Consider the following 16,767-nt stretch of genomic DNA (forward strand, 5'->3'; position numbering starts at 1 on the left):
ATTTGTTCTTAAAATTATTTTGGATTTTTTAATAGGATTTAATTGATAAATCAATAGTAATAATTGACATAATAAATATCTACTATGAGAACAAAACTATTTTACTTCGTCATTCTGTTTGTCACCATTGCAAGTAATGCGCAACAAGATGCACAATATACGCAATATATGTACAACACAATAAACATAAATCCTGCCTATGCAGGTTCTCGTGGAGCTTTAAGTGTATTTGGGTTATACCGAACGCAATGGGTCGGATTGGATGGAGCACCAGAAACAAGCAGTTTTTCTGTGAACACGCCAATTAACAACAGTAATTTAGGAGTTGGTCTTTCATTAGTAAATGACAAAATTGGTCCAACAAACCAAAATGATTTCTCTGTAGATTTGTCATACACTGTTCAAACATCCGCCAATTTTAAACTTTCATTTGGTATTAAGGGAACGGCTAATTTATTCAATTTAGATGTAAATAAGCTAAATCCAGAAGACCAAGGCGATCCTCAATTTCAGGATTTAAACAATAAATTTTCTCCAAATGTAGGAGCTGGAGTTTATTGGCATTCTGATAAAGCCTATGTTGGTCTGTCTGTACCAAATTTCATTGAAACCAATCGATACGATGACAACGATGTCGCCATTTACAAAGATAAAATCAATTATTATTTGATGGCGGGTTATGTATTTGATTTGGATAAATATCAATATGTAAAATTCAAACCAGCAGCGCTGGCTAAAATGGTAGAAGGTGCACCACTGCAGGTAGACATTTCTGCTAACTTTATGTTTGTCGAAAAATTCGTAGTTGGTATAGCATACAGATGGAGTGCTTCATTAAGCGCAATGGTTGGTTTTCAAATCACAGACGGTCTTTATTTAGGTTATGGCTATGATCGTGAAACTACTAACTTAAACAATTACAATTCAGGATCGCACGAAATTTTTCTGCGCTATGAATTCTTCAAAAACAATAGTAAAATGACAACTCCTCGTTTCTTCTAAAAATAATAATTATGAAAAATTCTATTTTACTTTGCTTAACATTTGTCTGTATTTTTTCATTCGACAGTTACTCGCAGCAATCAAAGATAAATGCAGCCGATAAAAAATACGATAGCTACGCTTATGTTGATGCAATAAAGGCCTACGAAAGAGTAGCTGAAAAAGGATATAAGTCTGAAGATATGTTCAAAAAACTTGGAAATTCCTATTACTTTAATTCGGATTTTGAAGGCGCTGCAAAATGGTACGGAGAATTATTTGCCATGAATACTGCAGTAGAACCTGAATATTATTACAGATACGGACAATCATTAAAATCAATTGGACAAACAGAAAAAGCAAACAAAATCTTCGACGAATTTAACTCCAAAAACAAAACAGACAATAGAGCAAAACTGTATAAAGAAGATGTCAATTATCTAGAGCAAATTAAAGCAAATTCTGGACGTTACAAAATAGAAGATGCTGGAGTTAACAGCAAATATTCAGATTATGGATCATTCGTTTATAAAAACAAATTGTATTTCGCTTCTGCCAGAGATACGGGTAATTTTTCTCAAAGAAAACACAAATGGACTGGAGAATATTTCACCAATCTTTATGATGCAGATATCGATCCGTCAACAAACACAACAACTAAAGTAAACAAATTCAAAACATCATTAAACAGTAAGTTTCACGAAGCAACACCTGTTTTTTCGAAAGATGGAAAAACAGTTTATTTTACAAGAAACAATTTTATTAATGGCAAGAAGGGAAAAGACGACAATAAAATTACGTTAGTAAAATTATACAAAGCTACGCTTGATAATGATAAATGGACAAATATAACAGCACTGCCTTTTACCAGTGACAACTACAGTACGGCGCATCCTGCATTAAGTCCTGATGAGAAAACTCTGTATTTTGCATCTGACATGCCGGGAACGCTTGGCCAGTCTGATATTTATAAAGTAACGATAAATAACGACGGAAGCTATGGTACTCCAGAAAATTTAGGAAATAGCATTAATACTGAAGGAAAAGAAACATTCCCATACGTAACCAGCGAAGATGAAATTTACTTTTCATCAGACGGGCATCCCGGACTTGGAGGCTTAGATGTTTTTGTGGGAGAAATTGAAAGTAACGGAACGATAAGCAGTATTCAGAATGTAGGAGCCGATGTCAATTCTCCAAAAGATGATTTTGCTTATATAATAGATCCGGTAACACGACAAGGTTATTTCAGTTCTAACAAAGATGGCGGTCAAGGTTCTGACGACATTTATAAATTTTTAGAAACTCGAAAACTAAAATGCATTCAAGAATTAAACGGAACTATTACCGACATCGAAACAAATGCAATTTTGCCAGGATCAAAAGTCACTTTATATGAAAATATGGCAATCAAAAATACAGTTATTGCAGACGCAGCTGGTCTTTACAGTTTTCCTGTTGAATGTGGCAAAACATACAACGTAAGAGCTGAAAAACAAGACTATGAAACCAAGGAAGTAAATATAACCATCGGAAAAGTAACCGGAAAAACAAGTCTGCCAATTGGGTTGGTAAATGGCAAATGCAAAGTAACGGTTGGTGATGATTTAGGAAAATGTTTTGGCATTAAAATGATTTACTTTGATTTGGATAAATCGAATATCAGACCAGAAGCAGCTCTTGATTTAGAAAAAATATTAGCTGTATTAAATGACCATCCGACAATGAAACTTGACATCCGCTCACATACAGACAGCCGTGCAACATTCAAATACAATGAAGCATTGTCTGACAGAAGAGCAAAATCTACTATACAATGGCTTATTAAAAATGGTGTAGCGGCCAACAGATTGATTGGAAAAGGATATGGAGAAACGCAGCTTGTAAATAAATGTGCAGATGGAGTTGCATGTAGCGAGGCTGAGCATCAGGAAAACAGACGAAGCGAATTTATTATTACCGCACTTTAGTTAATTAGATTATCATACTTCTTAAGCTGTCTGCAAAGACAGCTTTTTTTATAAAAAAAGAAACCGTTGCAACTCTAGGAGTTACAACGATCACTAAAAAACCAACCAGTTTTCAATTAATCTTAAATCTTAACAAATATGTTAGTGTAATATTTTTTTCCAGTTTTATCAGTAGTTACTGCCAGACCAAAATGAGTATAATCTCCTTCGATATTTTCTTTGTGTCCTGGGCTTTCTAACCAAGCTTTTACAACTGCTTCTGAAGTTTTGTAATTGTAGGCAACATTCTCTCCTACTTTTTTTGCTCCAAGCACTTTTACAAGATTATCAGATCGCAAGACAAAATCGTTATGATTCATCACATTATTCGCGATCATATAAGTATTGTGTTCTTGGCATTTAGCAGAAATGTGATTAATTATTTGCAATGCATTCAAACCAATACTTAATCGATATTCGTTTATTAATTGCATTGTTTCTAACTCTGAATCGTTGTAAGTGTAGTTTGTTATCAGAGTCTCTTCTGTTGGAGTACTATTATCATTTCCATCTGCTGTATCAGCAGAGCATGAGTTCATTGCAATTAGCATTGCAATGAACAACATGACGCGCATAATCTTCTTCATAATCAAACAGTAGTTAATGCATTAAAGTAAATGTTGGGGCAAATCCTTTAAATCTTTATATTTGGGTAATACTTTCTTTTTCTGGACCAAACATATTTAAATTATCGGTAAACTACAAAATTAATCGATGAACTACACTTAAAATAATAAATATAAAATAATTTTCTTACAACTAAGAAGACAATCTTTCAATCTTCCATGAAAAATCAGATTGGCTTGAATAGCGAATTCTGTCATGAAGTCTATTTGGTCTTCCTTGCCAAAATTCTACTTCTAATGGAGTCACTAAAAAGCCTCCCCAATTTTCCGGTCTCGGAATTGATTTTCCTTCAAAAGCAGCTTCCAGTTTTTTTAAATTTTCCTCTAAAAAAGCGCGTGAGGGAATCACTTCACTTTGATTTGATACAATCGCGCCTAACTTGCTTCCGTCCGGGCGAGAATCAAAATAGCCATCTGATATATTTTCAGAAGTTCGCTGCGCAATTCCTTTAATAATTACCTGACGTTCCATTTCCTGCCAAAAAAAAGACAAGCAAACATGCGGATTCGCAGCTATTGCTTTTCCTTTTTCAGAATTATAGTTGGTATAAAAAATAAAACCTTCTTCAGAAAATTTCTTCAATAAAACAACACGAGATTTAGGAAATCCATCCAAACCAATTGTAGAAACTGTCATTGCATTGACTTCTCCGCCTGCACCGAAATCTTCAACTTCATGAAACCACCTATTAAATAAATTAATTGGATCTTCTGGAATATTAGTTTCTAATAATTCGCTTTTCTCGTAAGACTTTCTATAATTGCTTAAATCATTCATTTTTTTAGATTATTAGATTTTTGGATTCTTAGATTTTTGGATATTAGACTTCTTAGATGTTAGACTTCTTAGATGTTAGACTTCTTAGATGTTAGACTTCTTAGATTAGACTTCTTAGATGTTAGACTTCTTGGATGTTGGACTTCTTGGATGTTGGACTTCTTAGATATTAGACTTCTTGGATGTTGGACTTCTTGGATGTTGGCTTCTTAGATGTTGGCTTCTTAGATGTTAGACTTCTTAGATGTTAGACTTCTTGGATGTTGGACTTCTTAGATATTATACTTCTTAGATATTATACTTCTTAGATGTTGGACTTCTTAGATGTTAGATTTTATATTAAATGTTCCTAATTAGAAACCCATAACTAATTTCTAATTTCTACCATTCAAAACTTCTCCCGTCATCTCCTAAAAGCACATTCGGAAAAATGGTTTCTGCTTCTTCTTTAAAACGTTCTATGCCGTCGTATCTTGTTGAATAATGTCCTAAAACTAAATGTTTTGCATTTGCTTTAAGTGCAATATTCGCTGCTTCTTTTGCTGTAGAATGCAAGGTTTTTTGTGCCAAAGGAGCTTCTGATTCTAAAAAGGTAGATTCATGATACAGAACATCTACATTTTTAATTATCGGAATTATATCTTCCTTATAAGCAGTGTCTGAGCAAAAAGCATAACTCAAAGGCAAAATTGGATCAAAAGATAACTGTTCGTTTTTAATAACAGTTCCGTTGTCAAGGGTAACATCACCTCCATTTTTTATTTTCTGATAATAAGCAGTATGAATTTCATATTGCTGTACGGCATCAACATTTAGTTTTCTTTCGCCTGGCTTTTCTTGAAACAAAAATCCGTTCGTGTAAACGCGGTGTTTCAGCGGAATCGTTTTTACCACAACTTTTTGATCTTCAAAAATAATTTCGCTTTCTTTTGATTCTAATTCATGAAAAAACAAATCATAAGTTGTCCAAGAATTTGATAATTTTAATTGCAACGTAATAATTTCCTTCACTCCTTTTGGACCGTAAATGTGCAGATCAGTTGTTCGTCCTAAAAGTGCAAAAGTTGATATGGTTCCTATTAATCCAAAAAAGTGATCTCCATGCAAATGCGAAATAAAAATGTGATTAATTTTTGAGAATTTAATCTTATTTTTTCGTAATTGAACTTGAGTTCCTTCTCCACAGTCAATTAAAAACATTCTGTTTTTAATTTCTAAAACCTGCGAAGTTGGGTTTGTGAGTGTTCTAGGAGTTGCGGCGTAACAGCCAAGTATAGTTAATTTCATTTTAGATTATTGATTTTAGATTTTAGATTGAAGATGATTTAGACTTCAACATTCAAAATCTAAAAATCTGAACTCTAAAATCTAAAATCTACAATTAAAACCCGAGGTCTCTCTCAATTTCTTCCATTTCGATAATATCGTGTGCTTCTAAAAGAGAAGGAACTACAATTAATTTATCAGAAATTGCGTTAAAATCAAGATCAGCAACTACAATTACAAATGATTTTTTTGATTTTTTCTGTTGTTTCGAAAGCGGTAAAAAAAGTTTCAAATCACTTTCTGACAATGCTTGATCAGATGATAAATCGATTATAATATTATGTTTTTCAAAGGTTTTAAACTGTTGCGTCACTTTATCCAAAAAAGAATTAATATCTCCTTGAGTATCTTTAATAGTAACGGTATGTCCTTTTTGATCTACTTTCATTTTACTAAGGTACAAAGTTTTTATTTTTGTTTCAAGTTTCAAGTTTCAAGTTTACCAAGCTGAACGTCAAACAACGTGAAACTTGAAAACTGAAACAAAAAAACTAAATTTATTGTATTTTAGACGCCAAAAGATAAATAACCGCCATTCTGATTGCTACACCATTCTCCACCTGATTCAAAATTACTGAATGATCAGAATCTGCCACTTCAGAAGTTATCTCTACTCCTCTATTGATTGGTCCCGGGTGCATAATAACAATTTCTTTTCCAAGAGAATCTAAAAGCGGTTTATCAACTCCATATTGTTGTGCGTATTCGCGTGTTGAAGGAAAAAAATTCACATCCATACGCTCGTTTTGTACCCGAAGCATATTGGCAACATCGCACCATTCTAATGCTTTTCTCAAATTTGGCTCGACCGTAACGCCAAGCGATTCGATGTATCTCGGAATCAGGGTTTTTGGCCCGCACACTTTTACTTCTGCACCTTGCATCTGCAAAGCATATATATTAGACAAGGCAACTCTCGAATGCAGAATATCGCCTACAATAACTACTTTTTTTCCGGCAACATCGCCCAGTTTTTCTCTGATAGAATAACTGTCTAGCAAAGCCTGCGTTGGATGTTCGTGCGCCCCGTCGCCAGCGTTTACGATACTTGCTTTGACATTTTTAGACAAAAAATAAGCCGCTCCGGGATTAGAGTGGCGCATTACAACCATATCTACTTTCATAGAAAGGATATTGTTTACAGTATCAATAAGTGTTTCTCCTTTTTTAACCGAAGACTGTGCTGCAGAAAAACTGATGACATCTGCAGATAATCTTTTTTGGGCTAACTCAAACGAAAGTTTTGTTCTGGTACTGTTTTCAAAGAAAATGTTAGCAATAGTAATATCTCGTAATGAAGGAACTTTTTTAATAGGTCGGTTAATGACTTCTTTAAAATGATCTGCCGTTTCAAAAATTAGGTTAATATCATTCTCGTTGATGTATTTAATTCCTAATAAATGATTTACGCTTAATTCTTTCATCTTTATGTTTAATTATTTTATTTGTCTAATCGTTTTTGTTAAACCGTTTAATCGTTTCTCCCGATTAAACAATTAACCGGTTAACCGATTAAACTTAATTTGTCACTAAGTAAACTACATCTTCGCCTTCATTTTCTTTCCAGCTTACTTTTACTTTTTCATTATTAATAGCATCAACCTGACGGCCGCGGTAATCGGGCTGAATTGGCAGGTTTCGGCTAAAACGCCTGTCAATTAACACTAACAATTCGATTTCTGATGGTCGCCCAAAAGACTGAATTGCGGTTAAGGCAGAACGAATGCTTCGTCCAGTAAACAAAACGTCATCGATAAAAATGACCTTTTTGTCTTCGACTATAAAATTGATTTGTGTTTTGTTGGCTTCAAGTGGTTTATCTGTACGACGAAAGTCATCTCTAAAAAAAGTGATGTCTAGATATCCCAAAGAAATTTCGGGAACCTTATATTCGTTTTCTAAAATTTGTTTTAAACGTTCAGCTAAAAAAACGCCTCTTGGCTGGATTCCGACTAAAATAGTATCCGAGAAATCAAGATGTTTTTCGATTAACTGACAAGCCAAACGATGGAGTATGATAGTAACTTCTTTTGAATTAAGTAATACTTTTTGGCTCATAATTAAGTGTAATGTTTGGTTGGGCAAATATACGAAATCAGAATTTATTTGTTGGGGTGTTGGGTGGGGAAATATTTTTTTTTGGTTTTGGGTGGGAAATTTGGAATTTGGAATTTTGTTATTTTAGAAAATAAAATCTTACTTTTAAAAGTTCGCATTTAATATTTAAACTGAAAAATAATAAATGGCCACACCAAGAAAAAAAACTGAGCAAGTTAGCCCCAAAATAGCCGATGCATTAATCATTGAAAAGGCAAACTTCAAATTGAACTTTAAAACATTTAAAATGAAAAAACTATTACTTTTAATTTTATTATTTTCTCTTAATATATATTCTCAAGACAGCTTAAGATATAAACAAGTATATTTTGATAAGGGATTATGTTATAAAGTTGAAACAGGTCAACTTTATAGCGGAAAAGTACAAAGTTATAAGCATAAAAAACATCTAGTTTATGAAGAGAATTTCATCGATGGACAATTAAAAAAATATACAATATATTTTAATGGGAAAACAAGAAAAGTAGCTGAAGAATTCTTTTATGATGATAATGGTTTTAAAGAAAAAAGAATTAGATATGAATATTCAATTGATTTTAAATGGATAACCTATTACAACACAAAAAAAGAAAAAACTTTAGAAGAAGATTTTAAAGATGGCGTAATAGTTTATAGGTGCGAATATTTGAATAATAAAAAAAATGGAATCTTATTTTCAATAAATGATGAAGGAGTAAAAACAGAGTGTAAATATGTAAATGGAAAGTATATAAAATAAAAAATGACCAAAGAAGCTAAAACCTAATTCCTCTATAGCTGCGCCATATTTTATAATAAAAAGAACGGTTATTAGTCCAAAAAAATAAGATTATAATTAATACATAATTCAAAGTCCAAGCAAAAACACAAATAAATTTTATGGATCCTTACAAAGAAACTTTTGAGACTTGGAATAAAATTGCAAGTCTTTATGAAGATAAGTTTATGAATTTAAGTTTGTATAATGAAACTTATGACTTTTTTCTTGACACTCTAAAAGAGGATCAACTCAATATTTTTGAAATTGGTTGTGGCCCAGGAAATATTACCAAATATTTGTTATCAAAAAATCCTGATTTAAAAATTAAAGGCATCGATATTGCGCCAAAAATGGTCGAATTGGCTAAAATAAACAATCCTTCTGCTAGTTTTGAAATCATGGACACACGAAAATTAGACGAAGTCAATGAAAAATTTGATGCCGTTATGTGTGGTTTTTGTTTACCTTATCTTTCAGAAGAAGATGCTTCAAAATTAATATACGACGCTAATACATTACTTACTACGAAAGGCATTTTGTACATCAGTTTTATTGAAGGAAAGCCTTCTCAATCGGGTTTTATTTCGGGAAGTACAGGCGATCGCACCTATTTTTATTATCATCTTTTTGCAGATGTAGAGAATCAACTTATTAAAAATCATTTTGAAATTGTTAAATCATTCGAAGTTCAATATCCAAAAGCCACTGATTTTGAAATTCACACTATAATAATGGCAAAGAAAATCGAATAGTATAGTATTTAATTTATTTGAAAATCTTTTTCATAAATTTGATAGAACAAGAAAAATCCAATCGCCAGATCTACACAACGATAAATCAGAAATATTTCTGTGCCGGCAAAGTATCTCAAATTAAAAGAATTATTAAATGAACTTTTATCAGCAAGAACTTAATCGCATTAAAAGCATTTGTTATTCGAACGAAGGGCAAATTCGAACCGTGATTCGTACGCGAAAGTTTATTGAACACAATTTTGATAAAGAACTGGATTTGAACTTGCTTTCTCATACTCAATTTACTTCAAAATTTCATTTATTACGATTGTTTAAAAAATATTATGGCGTAACACCCAAACAATATTTGATAGATAAAAGAATTGAAAAATCGAAGCAATACCTAAAAAACGGAATGACCGTAACCGAAACTTGTTTTGCTGTTGGATTTGAAAGTCCGAGTTCGTTTAGTACTTTATTCAAAAGTAAAATTGGAGTCGCTCCTATTGAATTTCAAAAAAAGCAATTTTCGCAAAGTAATTTAAAATTAGATTTACAAACTTGCACTAGTCAATTTTAAAAGAGAAAAAGATGAGAGTAAAAGTTATGGGAATTCCCGTTGAAGACCAAGAAAAAGCATTGCAATTTTATACCGGAAAATTGGGATTTGTAAAAAAATACGATGTGCCTTTAAGTGAAACCAGCAGATGGCTGACCGTTGTTGCAAAAGACGAACAAGAGGGAACTGAAGTGTTATTAGAACCATCACCTAACCATTTTGAACCTGCAAAAGTATATCAAAAAGCACTTTTTGAAGCCGGAATTCCGTACACACAATTTAACGTAGATAATGTTCAGGCAGAATACGACCGTTTGATCAATCTTGGCGTCGAATTCAGCATGAAACCAACTGAAATGGGAACTGTAAAAATTGCTGTATTAAACGATACTTGCGGCAACCATATTCAGCTTATTGAAATGTTATAGTATTTTATTTCAGTATATTTGAGAAACAAAAAACTTACGACTATGAGAAAAATAATTGTCTTATCGATGATTACAATCGACGGAGTAATGCAAGCACCGGGCGCACCTGAAGAAGATACCTCAGGCGGTTTTGAATATGGTGGCTGGGTGGCGCCTTTTGGAGATGAAGAATATGGCAAGGTTATGCAAAAACAAATGGAACCGGCAGATATTCTTTTAGGCAGAAAAACATTCGATATTTTTGAAGAATATTGGCCAAAACACGCAGAAGGCTGGCCGGGAATTAATGAAGTAACAAAATACGTTTTGTCCTCAACCAGAAAAAACTCTGATTGGGAAAACTCCGAATTTCTTTCTACTGTAGAAGACATCAAAAAACTTAAAAATTCTGAAGGCGGTGATATAAAAGTTTGGGGAAGCGCAACACTTGTGCAGCTGTTACTCAAAAATGATTTAGTCGACGAACTTGGACTAAAGATTCATCCCATAATTTTGGGTAAAGGGAAAAAACTATTTGACGATGGCGCTTTTCCATCCGGATTTAAACTAACAGAAAGTACTATAACGCCAAGCGGTGTAATTGCTGTAAGTTATAAACGGGATGGAGAAGTTAAAACTGGAACTATTGGAGAATAAAATCTAGATTTATGTGTTAATGATTTCAAACTGAATTAAAATCCAGCACTCGAATATAATTCGATAGAAGGCTTTTTATTATATAAGGCAAATCATAGAACTTTTACTAAAAATTATATAAGACATTTTTTTGCTGATTAAAGTAATTTTATTGTACGATAATTAGAATACTAAATTCTTTTTAAAACAATTAAAACAGCAAAATCATGCAAAAGAACATTACACGTTTGTTAATGGTATTCGTAATACTATTTTCATTTACAAGTTGCGAAGTTATTGGAGACATTTTTAAAGCCGGAATGGGATTCGGGATATTTATCGTAATCTTTATTGTTGCGATCATTATTTGGATCTTCGCCAGACTTTTCAAAAAATAAACATAAAAAAATCCCGATCGCAAAACGATCGGGATTTTTTTTATACGCTCTTACAATATTATAAATTGTACATCTTCTTTCTCAATTCCTGAATTTTTTCATCATCCAAGTACTCATCAAACGTCATATAGCGATCGATAACTCCATTTGGCGTTAACTCCACTACTCTATTACCAACAGTCTGAGCAAATTCGTGGTCATGTGTGGTAAAAATCACAGAACCTTTAAAGTTTTTCAAAGAGTTGTTAAAAGCTGTAATCGACTCTAAGTCTAAGTGATTGGTTGGTTCGTCAAGCATTAAGATGTTAGCGCGTTCCATCATCATTCTAGAAAGCATACAACGTACTTTTTCTCCTCCAGATAACACTCGGCTTGTTTTTAAAGCTTCTTCTCCTGAGAAAATCATTTTCCCTAAGAAACCTCTAATAAAAACCTCATCACGCTCTTCTTCTGTTTTAGCATATTGGCGCAACCAATCTACTAGTGTTAAATCATTTTCAAAAAACGAATGGTTTTCAGCTGGCAAATACGCTTGATTTGTTGTAATTCCCCAATCAAAAGTTCCAGAATCTGCTTTTTGGTTGTTATTTAAAATTTCGTAGAAAGCTGTTGTAGCACGTGAATCTTTAGAAAAAAGAACGATTTTATCGCCTTTTGCCATATTTAAATCAACATCTTTAAACAAAAGATCACCATCAATAGACGCCGATAAATTTTCAACGTTTAAAATCTGATCTCCAGCTTCACGATCTTGATCAAAAATAATCGCAGGATAACGACGGCTCGATGGTTTGATTTCAGAAATATTCAATTTAGAAATCATTTTTTTACGAGAAGTTGCTTGTTTAGATTTTGCAACGTTCGCACTAAAACGACGAATAAATTCTTCAAGTTCCTGTTTCTTTTCTTCTGCTTTTTTGTTTTGCTGTGCACGTTGTTTTGCCGCTAATTGGCTAGACTCGTACCAGAAAGTATAATTTCCTGAATAGTGATTAATTTTTCCAAAATCGATATCCGAAATATGTGTACAAACCGCATCTAAAAAGTGACGGTCGTGAGATACTACTATTACAGTATTTTCATAATTTGCCAAGAAATTCTCTAACCAAGCGATTGTCTCAAAATCCAAATCGTTGGTAGGCTCATCCATAATAAGCAGATCTGGGTTTCCAAAAAGTGCCTGCGCCAAAAGTACACGAACTTTGATTTTTCCCTCCAAATCACCCATTAAAGTATAATGATGTTCTTCATTGATTCCTAAGTTAGACAACATTGCAGCGGCATCAGAATCTGCATTCCAACCGTTCATTTCTTCAAACTGAACTTGAAGTTCTCCAATTCTGTCTGCGTTTTTATCGTTATAGTCTAAATAAAGCTCATCCATTTCTTTTTTAACAGCATACAAAACTTTATTTCCCATCAAAACCGTTTCCAAGACAGTATGCTCATCAAACATGTTGTGATTTTGATTCAAAACCGACATACGTTTTCCCGGTTCTAAATGAATATGTCCAGAAGTTGGGTCGATATCGCCTGAAATGATTTTTAGAAATGTTGATTTTCCAGCACCATTGGCTCCAATAACGCCGTAAATATTTCCGTGAGTGAATGTGGTATTTACTTCGTCAAACAAAATTCGTTTGCCAAATTGAACTGATAAATTATTGACTGTTAACATGAATGTCTTTTTAATTAATTTCGTGCAAAAGTAGTGAAAAAGGTTCAGAGTTGCAAAGGTGTCATGATGTGAAATGTAAATTGTAAAATATAAAATGATTATCCTAAAAACATCTAACTTCTAATCTTTTACAATTTACTTTCCTTGGTCAGCGCAACTTCCAGACTTTCAAAATTCGGAAGGACTTTAGCAATCAAACCTTCTTTATTTAAAATAAAATGTGTTGGAAATGAATTCAACTGCAAAGATTCATTCATATATTCTTTCATATCTGGAACTACCGAATATGACAATGGTTTTCTAGCCAAAAATGTTTTTAATTGTTCTGGTGAATCTTCGGCTAAACTCATAAAAACAATATCTTTTCGATCTTTGTATTCTTCAACCAATTTATTGACTTGCGGAAATTCTTTTATACAAGGTGTACAATGAATGTACCAGCATTTTATCACGATAATTTTTCCTTTCATGGATTCGTTGGTCACTAAATTTCCATTTAAATCCTTAAAGGAGAATTTCGGAAAAACAATTCCTTCCATTTTATAATTTTTGTAAGCGTCAAAACCAATCTGATTGATTGTTGCTTTGATGCTTGTATCTGTCTTTGGCAGAATTTTGAACAACTTATAATAGAATGTAGAGTTATCTGTTTTTAACCGAATTGGAATAAAATTTCCATTTGCTAATTGATCCAAAAAAGCCTCTTTTGAAATTTCTTTAGAAGAAGAATCAAGAGCTGTAAAATCTCGCGAAAGCATTATTTTTTTATTCTGATAAACCGACCATTCCGTATAACTTTTCTGAATTTGAATGGGATCAACTTCAGGATTTCCGAATTTGTTTTGGGCCGAACAGAAATTAAGAATTAAAAGAAAAGTATTTATGTAAATGAATTTATGCATGAATTTTAATCAGATATAATGAGATTCAAAAGTACTTAAAAATCTATGGAGTTTTTTAGAACAAAACTTTTACTTTTTTACAACTACAATGACAGCTTGGCTAATTTTGATAATTTCACTGTGTAAAAAATATAATTAAACAGATTGTCATTCTTTTTTGAAAGTTTATTTAAATGTTGATGTGATTTCCTTATATTCGCAAAAAATTCTGACTAAAAATGACGTTTCCTTTTCAATTTGAAATTTTTGAAAAAACTTTTTACTGGCATTTTATATTTGAAACGTTAGCTTTTTTTGTTGGAATAAGAATTTATTATTTTCTAAGAAAGAGAACTCAAGATTCAATATCAGACACCAATCGTTTAGTTATTATGATCGGAGCAATGGTTGGAGCGTTGATCGGATCGCGATTTATTGCTTTATTAGAAAATCCATCTCAAATAACCCATCAAACTTTTTTAACCTTATATCAAAATAAAACGGTTGCAGGCGGCTTTCTAGGAGGATTATTTGGTGTCGAGCTTATAAAAAAAGCGATTGGAGAAAAATCTTCGTCGGGAGATTTATACGTAATTCCAATAATAACAGCTCTGTTTATTGGACGTATCGGATGTTTTTCGATGGGAATGGCAGAACCTACTTACGGTATAGAAACTAACTTTTTTACAGGAATTAATTTAGGTGACGGTTTAAAAAGACATCCTATTGCATTATATGAAATGTTTTTCATGATTCTGCTTTTTATCTTTTTTCAAAGTATAAAAAATAAAGCGCTGCTGAATGGTGACCGTTTTAAAATCTTTATGATTTTATATTTTCTGTTTCGTTTTTTAATTGAATTTTTAAAACCATACGAGCCTTTGCTGCTTAATTTGAGCAGTATACAATGGAGCTCTATTTTAATTTTTGTTTACTATTGGAAATTTCTTTACAAGGAATTTTCCTTTAGCTATAAATAAAAAACGTACTTTATAACATAAAAATATTTTAATGAAAACTCGCGACTATATATTTTACGATTACACCAAGAGTCTATGTCATCAATGTCTGGCACTTGTAGATACAAAAATTGTATTTCAGGACGATAAAGTTTGGATGCTCAAACATTGTAAAACACATGGTGAATCAAAGTCGATGATTGCGGATGATGTAAATTATTATAAACAATTACGTAATTACAACAAGAAGTCTGAAATGCCCTTAAAATTCAATACAAAAGTGCATTACGGATGTCCTTACGACTGCGGATTATGTACAGATCATGAACAGCATTCTTGTCTGACGATTGTAGAAGTTACAGACCGATGTAATTTAGCATGTCCTACTTGCTATGCAAACTCAGCTCCAAACTATGGAAGACACCGGACTTTAGAAGAAATAGAAAAAATGTTTGATGCTGTTGTGGCTAATGAAGGAGAACCCGATGTTGTTCAGATTTCTGGAGGAGAACCAACAGTACATCCAGAATTTTTTAAAATTTTAGATATAGCCAAAAGCAAACCAATCAAGCATTTAATGCTTAATACAAATGGTATTCGAATTGCAAAAGACATCAAATTTGTAGAAACATTGGCCACGTATATGCCTGACTTTGAAATTTATTTGCAGTTTGACAGTTTTAAACCAGAAGTATTAGAAAAATTACGAGGTGAAGACCTAACAGAAATACGCAAAAAAGCAATAGAAAATTTAAATCAGTTTAATATCTCAACCACACTAGTAATCACACTTCAAAAAGGAGAAAATGACGATGAGATTGGAAAAATAATTGAGTATGCATTACAACAGAAATGTGTTCGTGGTGTCACTTTTCAACCTACACAGGTTGCAGGCAGAAATGACAACTATGATGATATTTCGGGAAGAATAACCTTGACAGAAGTACGAAGAAAAATTTACGAGCAATATCCTCTTTTTACACCTCAGGATCTCATTCCTGTTCCTTGTAATCCAGACGCTTTGTGTATGGCATATGCTCTTAAAATAGATGGCGAAGTTTTTCCAATGACTCATTTAATAAACCCAGAAGATTTGTTAAACAACTCAAAAAATACAATTGTTTTTGAGCATGATGAAAAGCTAAAAACACATATGCTTAACTTATTTAGTACTGGTATTTCTGTGGATTGTGCAGAAGGAGAATTTAATGAATTGATGTGCTGTCTGCCAAGAGTTCAGTCAGATACCTTGAATTATAATAATTTATTTCGAATTTTAATTATGAATTTTATGGATGCCCATGATTTTGATGTAAGAGCTGTAAAAAAATCATGTGTTCACATTGTAAGCGATAAAATGAAAATTATTCCTTTCGAAACCATGAATTTATTTTACAGGGATAATAAAATTGAAAAAATCCGACAAGAATTAACTGTCTAGTTGTTTAAATTAGTCTGAAATATGGAAGCATTAATATTTATTGGCGTTATTTTTACAGCAATGTTCTTGATTGGTCTAATTGGTTTAATTTTTAGAAAAGAAGACAAAAAATTTTATCTAACCCTAATGTTAATTCCTATTGTCATTACCGTAATTGGATTTGGAACATGTGCCTTAATAATAAGCGGTCTGTAACTTTATAGTTTAACTCACCTAAAAAAAAGATCTAAATATGGGAGATTTTTTAGTTTTTACAGGAGGCCTAATTGCCTTAGCAAGTATACTTGCTTTTTTTATCGGATTATTGCGTTTGATATTTATATCAGATGACAAAAATACATCATTAAAAATCATCTTGTATTCTGTGGTTGGTTTTGTAATTGGCTTTGGTACATGTGCTGCAAATTTCTCATTGGGAGGAATGCACTAAAAAAAACCTGGCAATAAAATTGCCAGGTTCATAATGCTCTCGTCTAGGTGAAAACCAAATAACAAAT

Annotated in this window: 20 protein-coding genes; 12 read left to right on the forward strand and 8 right to left on the reverse strand. The window is 32.5% G+C overall.

All coding sequences use genetic code 11. The features are described from left to right. Nucleotides 1-84: 84 nt before the first annotated feature. Together IRZ83_RS11775 and IRZ83_RS11780 are read left to right on the forward strand one after the other, a co-directional pair. Nucleotides 85-1,002 (forward strand): type IX secretion system membrane protein PorP/SprF, encoded by a 918-nt coding sequence (locus IRZ83_RS11775; protein ID WP_029273648.1) that lies wholly within the window; start codon nucleotides 85-87, stop codon nucleotides 1,000-1,002. 11 nt (nucleotides 1,003-1,013) lie between these two features. Further along, nucleotides 1,014-2,951 carry an OmpA family protein gene (locus IRZ83_RS11780; protein WP_194568972.1) on the forward strand — a complete coding sequence of 646 codons (1,938 nt, stop codon included), beginning with the start codon at nucleotides 1,014-1,016 and terminating at the stop codon, nucleotides 2,949-2,951. A gap of 122 nt (nucleotides 2,952-3,073) precedes the next feature. Here IRZ83_RS11780 and IRZ83_RS11785 read toward each other — a convergent pair whose 3' ends face one another. From IRZ83_RS11785 to pyrR, 6 genes are all read right to left on the reverse strand, one after another. After that, nucleotides 3,074-3,577, reverse strand: a complete 504-nt coding sequence (locus IRZ83_RS11785) for a CAP domain-containing protein (protein WP_029273650.1) — start codon at nucleotides 3,575-3,577, stop codon at nucleotides 3,074-3,076. A gap of 172 nt (nucleotides 3,578-3,749) precedes the next feature. Next, the gene (gene pdxH / locus IRZ83_RS11790; RefSeq protein ID WP_194568974.1) at nucleotides 3,750-4,394 is read right to left on the reverse strand and encodes a pyridoxamine 5'-phosphate oxidase; all 645 of its coding nucleotides are present in this window, start codon (nucleotides 4,392-4,394) and stop codon (nucleotides 3,750-3,752) included. Between the two features lie 381 nt (nucleotides 4,395-4,775). Next, entirely contained in the window at nucleotides 4,776-5,681 is a 906-nt protein-coding gene (locus IRZ83_RS11795; RefSeq protein WP_194568976.1) for a ribonuclease Z, read from the reverse strand. Between the two features lie 94 nt (nucleotides 5,682-5,775). Continuing rightward, complete coding sequence (locus IRZ83_RS11800; RefSeq protein WP_029273653.1) at nucleotides 5,776-6,108, reverse strand: hypothetical protein; 333 nt, start codon at nucleotides 6,106-6,108, stop codon at nucleotides 5,776-5,778. 109 nt (nucleotides 6,109-6,217) lie between these two features. After that, entirely contained in the window at nucleotides 6,218-7,144 is a 927-nt protein-coding gene (locus IRZ83_RS11805; protein WP_029273654.1) for an aspartate carbamoyltransferase catalytic subunit, read from the reverse strand. Nucleotides 7,145-7,238: 94 nt separating this feature from the next. Continuing rightward, nucleotides 7,239-7,778 carry a bifunctional pyr operon transcriptional regulator/uracil phosphoribosyltransferase PyrR gene (pyrR, locus tag IRZ83_RS11810; protein WP_029273655.1) on the reverse strand — a complete coding sequence of 180 codons (540 nt, stop codon included), beginning with the start codon at nucleotides 7,776-7,778 and terminating at the stop codon, nucleotides 7,239-7,241. Between the two features lie 184 nt (nucleotides 7,779-7,962). Here pyrR and IRZ83_RS11815 point away from each other — a divergent pair, with 184 nt between their 5' ends. From IRZ83_RS11815 to IRZ83_RS11840, 6 genes are all read left to right on the forward strand, one after another. After that, nucleotides 7,963-8,556, forward strand: a complete 594-nt coding sequence (locus tag IRZ83_RS11815) for a hypothetical protein (protein WP_194568978.1) — start codon at nucleotides 7,963-7,965, stop codon at nucleotides 8,554-8,556. 140 nt (nucleotides 8,557-8,696) lie between these two features. After that, nucleotides 8,697-9,329: a class I SAM-dependent methyltransferase gene (locus IRZ83_RS11820; RefSeq protein WP_194568980.1), complete on the forward strand. Its 633-nt coding sequence runs from the start codon at nucleotides 8,697-8,699 to the stop codon at nucleotides 9,327-9,329. Between the two features lie 136 nt (nucleotides 9,330-9,465). Next, nucleotides 9,466-9,891: a helix-turn-helix domain-containing protein gene (locus tag IRZ83_RS11825; RefSeq protein WP_194568982.1), complete on the forward strand. Its 426-nt coding sequence runs from the start codon at nucleotides 9,466-9,468 to the stop codon at nucleotides 9,889-9,891. Nucleotides 9,892-9,902: 11 nt separating this feature from the next. After that, nucleotides 9,903-10,298, forward strand: coding sequence for a VOC family protein (locus tag IRZ83_RS11830; RefSeq protein ID WP_194568984.1), 396 nt, complete (start codon nucleotides 9,903-9,905; stop codon nucleotides 10,296-10,298). Between the two features lie 42 nt (nucleotides 10,299-10,340). Further along, nucleotides 10,341-10,934 carry a dihydrofolate reductase family protein gene (locus tag IRZ83_RS11835; RefSeq protein WP_194568986.1) on the forward strand — a complete coding sequence of 198 codons (594 nt, stop codon included), beginning with the start codon at nucleotides 10,341-10,343 and terminating at the stop codon, nucleotides 10,932-10,934. A gap of 206 nt (nucleotides 10,935-11,140) precedes the next feature. Continuing rightward, nucleotides 11,141-11,311 carry a hypothetical protein gene (locus IRZ83_RS11840; protein WP_194568988.1) on the forward strand — a complete coding sequence of 57 codons (171 nt, stop codon included), beginning with the start codon at nucleotides 11,141-11,143 and terminating at the stop codon, nucleotides 11,309-11,311. 58 nt (nucleotides 11,312-11,369) lie between these two features. On the opposite strand, the gene IRZ83_RS11845 is transcribed toward IRZ83_RS11840, so the two are convergent. Further along, nucleotides 11,370-12,989, reverse strand: a complete 1,620-nt coding sequence (locus IRZ83_RS11845) for an ABC-F family ATP-binding cassette domain-containing protein (protein WP_029273662.1) — start codon at nucleotides 12,987-12,989, stop codon at nucleotides 11,370-11,372. Nucleotides 12,990-13,117: 128 nt separating this feature from the next. After that, entirely contained in the window at nucleotides 13,118-13,891 is a 774-nt protein-coding gene (locus IRZ83_RS11850; protein ID WP_194568990.1) for a TlpA family protein disulfide reductase, read from the reverse strand. A gap of 218 nt (nucleotides 13,892-14,109) precedes the next feature. Here IRZ83_RS11850 and IRZ83_RS11855 point away from each other — a divergent pair, with 218 nt between their 5' ends. Genes IRZ83_RS11855 through IRZ83_RS11870 form a run of 4 tightly spaced genes read left to right on the forward strand, consistent with a single transcriptional unit; the run spans nucleotide 14,110 to nucleotide 16,700 of the window. Beyond that, complete coding sequence (locus tag IRZ83_RS11855; RefSeq protein WP_194568992.1) at nucleotides 14,110-14,850, forward strand: prolipoprotein diacylglyceryl transferase family protein; 741 nt, start codon at nucleotides 14,110-14,112, stop codon at nucleotides 14,848-14,850. A gap of 31 nt (nucleotides 14,851-14,881) precedes the next feature. Then, nucleotides 14,882-16,270, forward strand: a complete 1,389-nt coding sequence (locus tag IRZ83_RS11860; protein ID WP_194568994.1) for a radical SAM protein — start codon at nucleotides 14,882-14,884, stop codon at nucleotides 16,268-16,270. Nucleotides 16,271-16,291: 21 nt separating this feature from the next. After that, complete coding sequence (locus IRZ83_RS11865) at nucleotides 16,292-16,465, forward strand: hypothetical protein (protein WP_194568996.1); 174 nt, start codon at nucleotides 16,292-16,294, stop codon at nucleotides 16,463-16,465. Nucleotides 16,466-16,502: 37 nt separating this feature from the next. Continuing rightward, nucleotides 16,503-16,700, forward strand: a complete 198-nt coding sequence (locus tag IRZ83_RS11870) for a hypothetical protein (protein WP_194568998.1) — start codon at nucleotides 16,503-16,505, stop codon at nucleotides 16,698-16,700. Nucleotides 16,701-16,767: the final 67 nt, after the last annotated feature.

Origin of the sequence: Flavobacterium sp. JLP, from assembly GCF_015350755.1 — a bacterium.
Classification (GTDB): domain Bacteria; phylum Bacteroidota; class Bacteroidia; order Flavobacteriales; family Flavobacteriaceae; genus Flavobacterium.

Coding starts and splice junctions, on each gene's coding strand:
- IRZ83_RS11775 (WP_029273648.1), top strand. CDS start 85: ATGAGAACAAAACTATTTTACTTCGTCATTCTGTTTGTCACCATTGCA.
- IRZ83_RS11780 (WP_194568972.1), top strand. CDS start 1,014: ATGAAAAATTCTATTTTACTTTGCTTAACATTTGTCTGTATTTTTTCA.
- IRZ83_RS11785 (WP_029273650.1), bottom strand. CDS start 3,577: ATGAAGAAGATTATGCGCGTCATGTTGTTCATTGCAATGCTAATTGCA.
- pdxH (WP_194568974.1), bottom strand. CDS start 4,394: ATGAATGATTTAAGCAATTATAGAAAGTCTTACGAGAAAAGCGAATTA.
- IRZ83_RS11795 (WP_194568976.1), bottom strand. CDS start 5,681: ATGAAATTAACTATACTTGGCTGTTACGCCGCAACTCCTAGAACACTC.
- IRZ83_RS11800 (WP_029273653.1), bottom strand. CDS start 6,108: ATGAAAGTAGATCAAAAAGGACATACCGTTACTATTAAAGATACTCAA.
- IRZ83_RS11805 (WP_029273654.1), bottom strand. CDS start 7,144: ATGAAAGAATTAAGCGTAAATCATTTATTAGGAATTAAATACATCAAC.
- pyrR (WP_029273655.1), bottom strand. CDS start 7,778: ATGAGCCAAAAAGTATTACTTAATTCAAAAGAAGTTACTATCATACTC.
- IRZ83_RS11815 (WP_194568978.1), top strand. CDS start 7,963: ATGGCCACACCAAGAAAAAAAACTGAGCAAGTTAGCCCCAAAATAGCC.
- IRZ83_RS11820 (WP_194568980.1), top strand. CDS start 8,697: ATGGATCCTTACAAAGAAACTTTTGAGACTTGGAATAAAATTGCAAGT.
- IRZ83_RS11825 (WP_194568982.1), top strand. CDS start 9,466: ATGAACTTTTATCAGCAAGAACTTAATCGCATTAAAAGCATTTGTTAT.
- IRZ83_RS11830 (WP_194568984.1), top strand. CDS start 9,903: ATGAGAGTAAAAGTTATGGGAATTCCCGTTGAAGACCAAGAAAAAGCA.
- IRZ83_RS11835 (WP_194568986.1), top strand. CDS start 10,341: ATGAGAAAAATAATTGTCTTATCGATGATTACAATCGACGGAGTAATG.
- IRZ83_RS11840 (WP_194568988.1), top strand. CDS start 11,141: ATGCAAAAGAACATTACACGTTTGTTAATGGTATTCGTAATACTATTT.
- IRZ83_RS11845 (WP_029273662.1), bottom strand. CDS start 12,989: ATGTTAACAGTCAATAATTTATCAGTTCAATTTGGCAAACGAATTTTG.
- IRZ83_RS11850 (WP_194568990.1), bottom strand. CDS start 13,891: ATGCATAAATTCATTTACATAAATACTTTTCTTTTAATTCTTAATTTC.
- IRZ83_RS11855 (WP_194568992.1), top strand. CDS start 14,110: ATGACGTTTCCTTTTCAATTTGAAATTTTTGAAAAAACTTTTTACTGG.
- IRZ83_RS11860 (WP_194568994.1), top strand. CDS start 14,882: ATGAAAACTCGCGACTATATATTTTACGATTACACCAAGAGTCTATGT.
- IRZ83_RS11865 (WP_194568996.1), top strand. CDS start 16,292: ATGGAAGCATTAATATTTATTGGCGTTATTTTTACAGCAATGTTCTTG.
- IRZ83_RS11870 (WP_194568998.1), top strand. CDS start 16,503: ATGGGAGATTTTTTAGTTTTTACAGGAGGCCTAATTGCCTTAGCAAGT.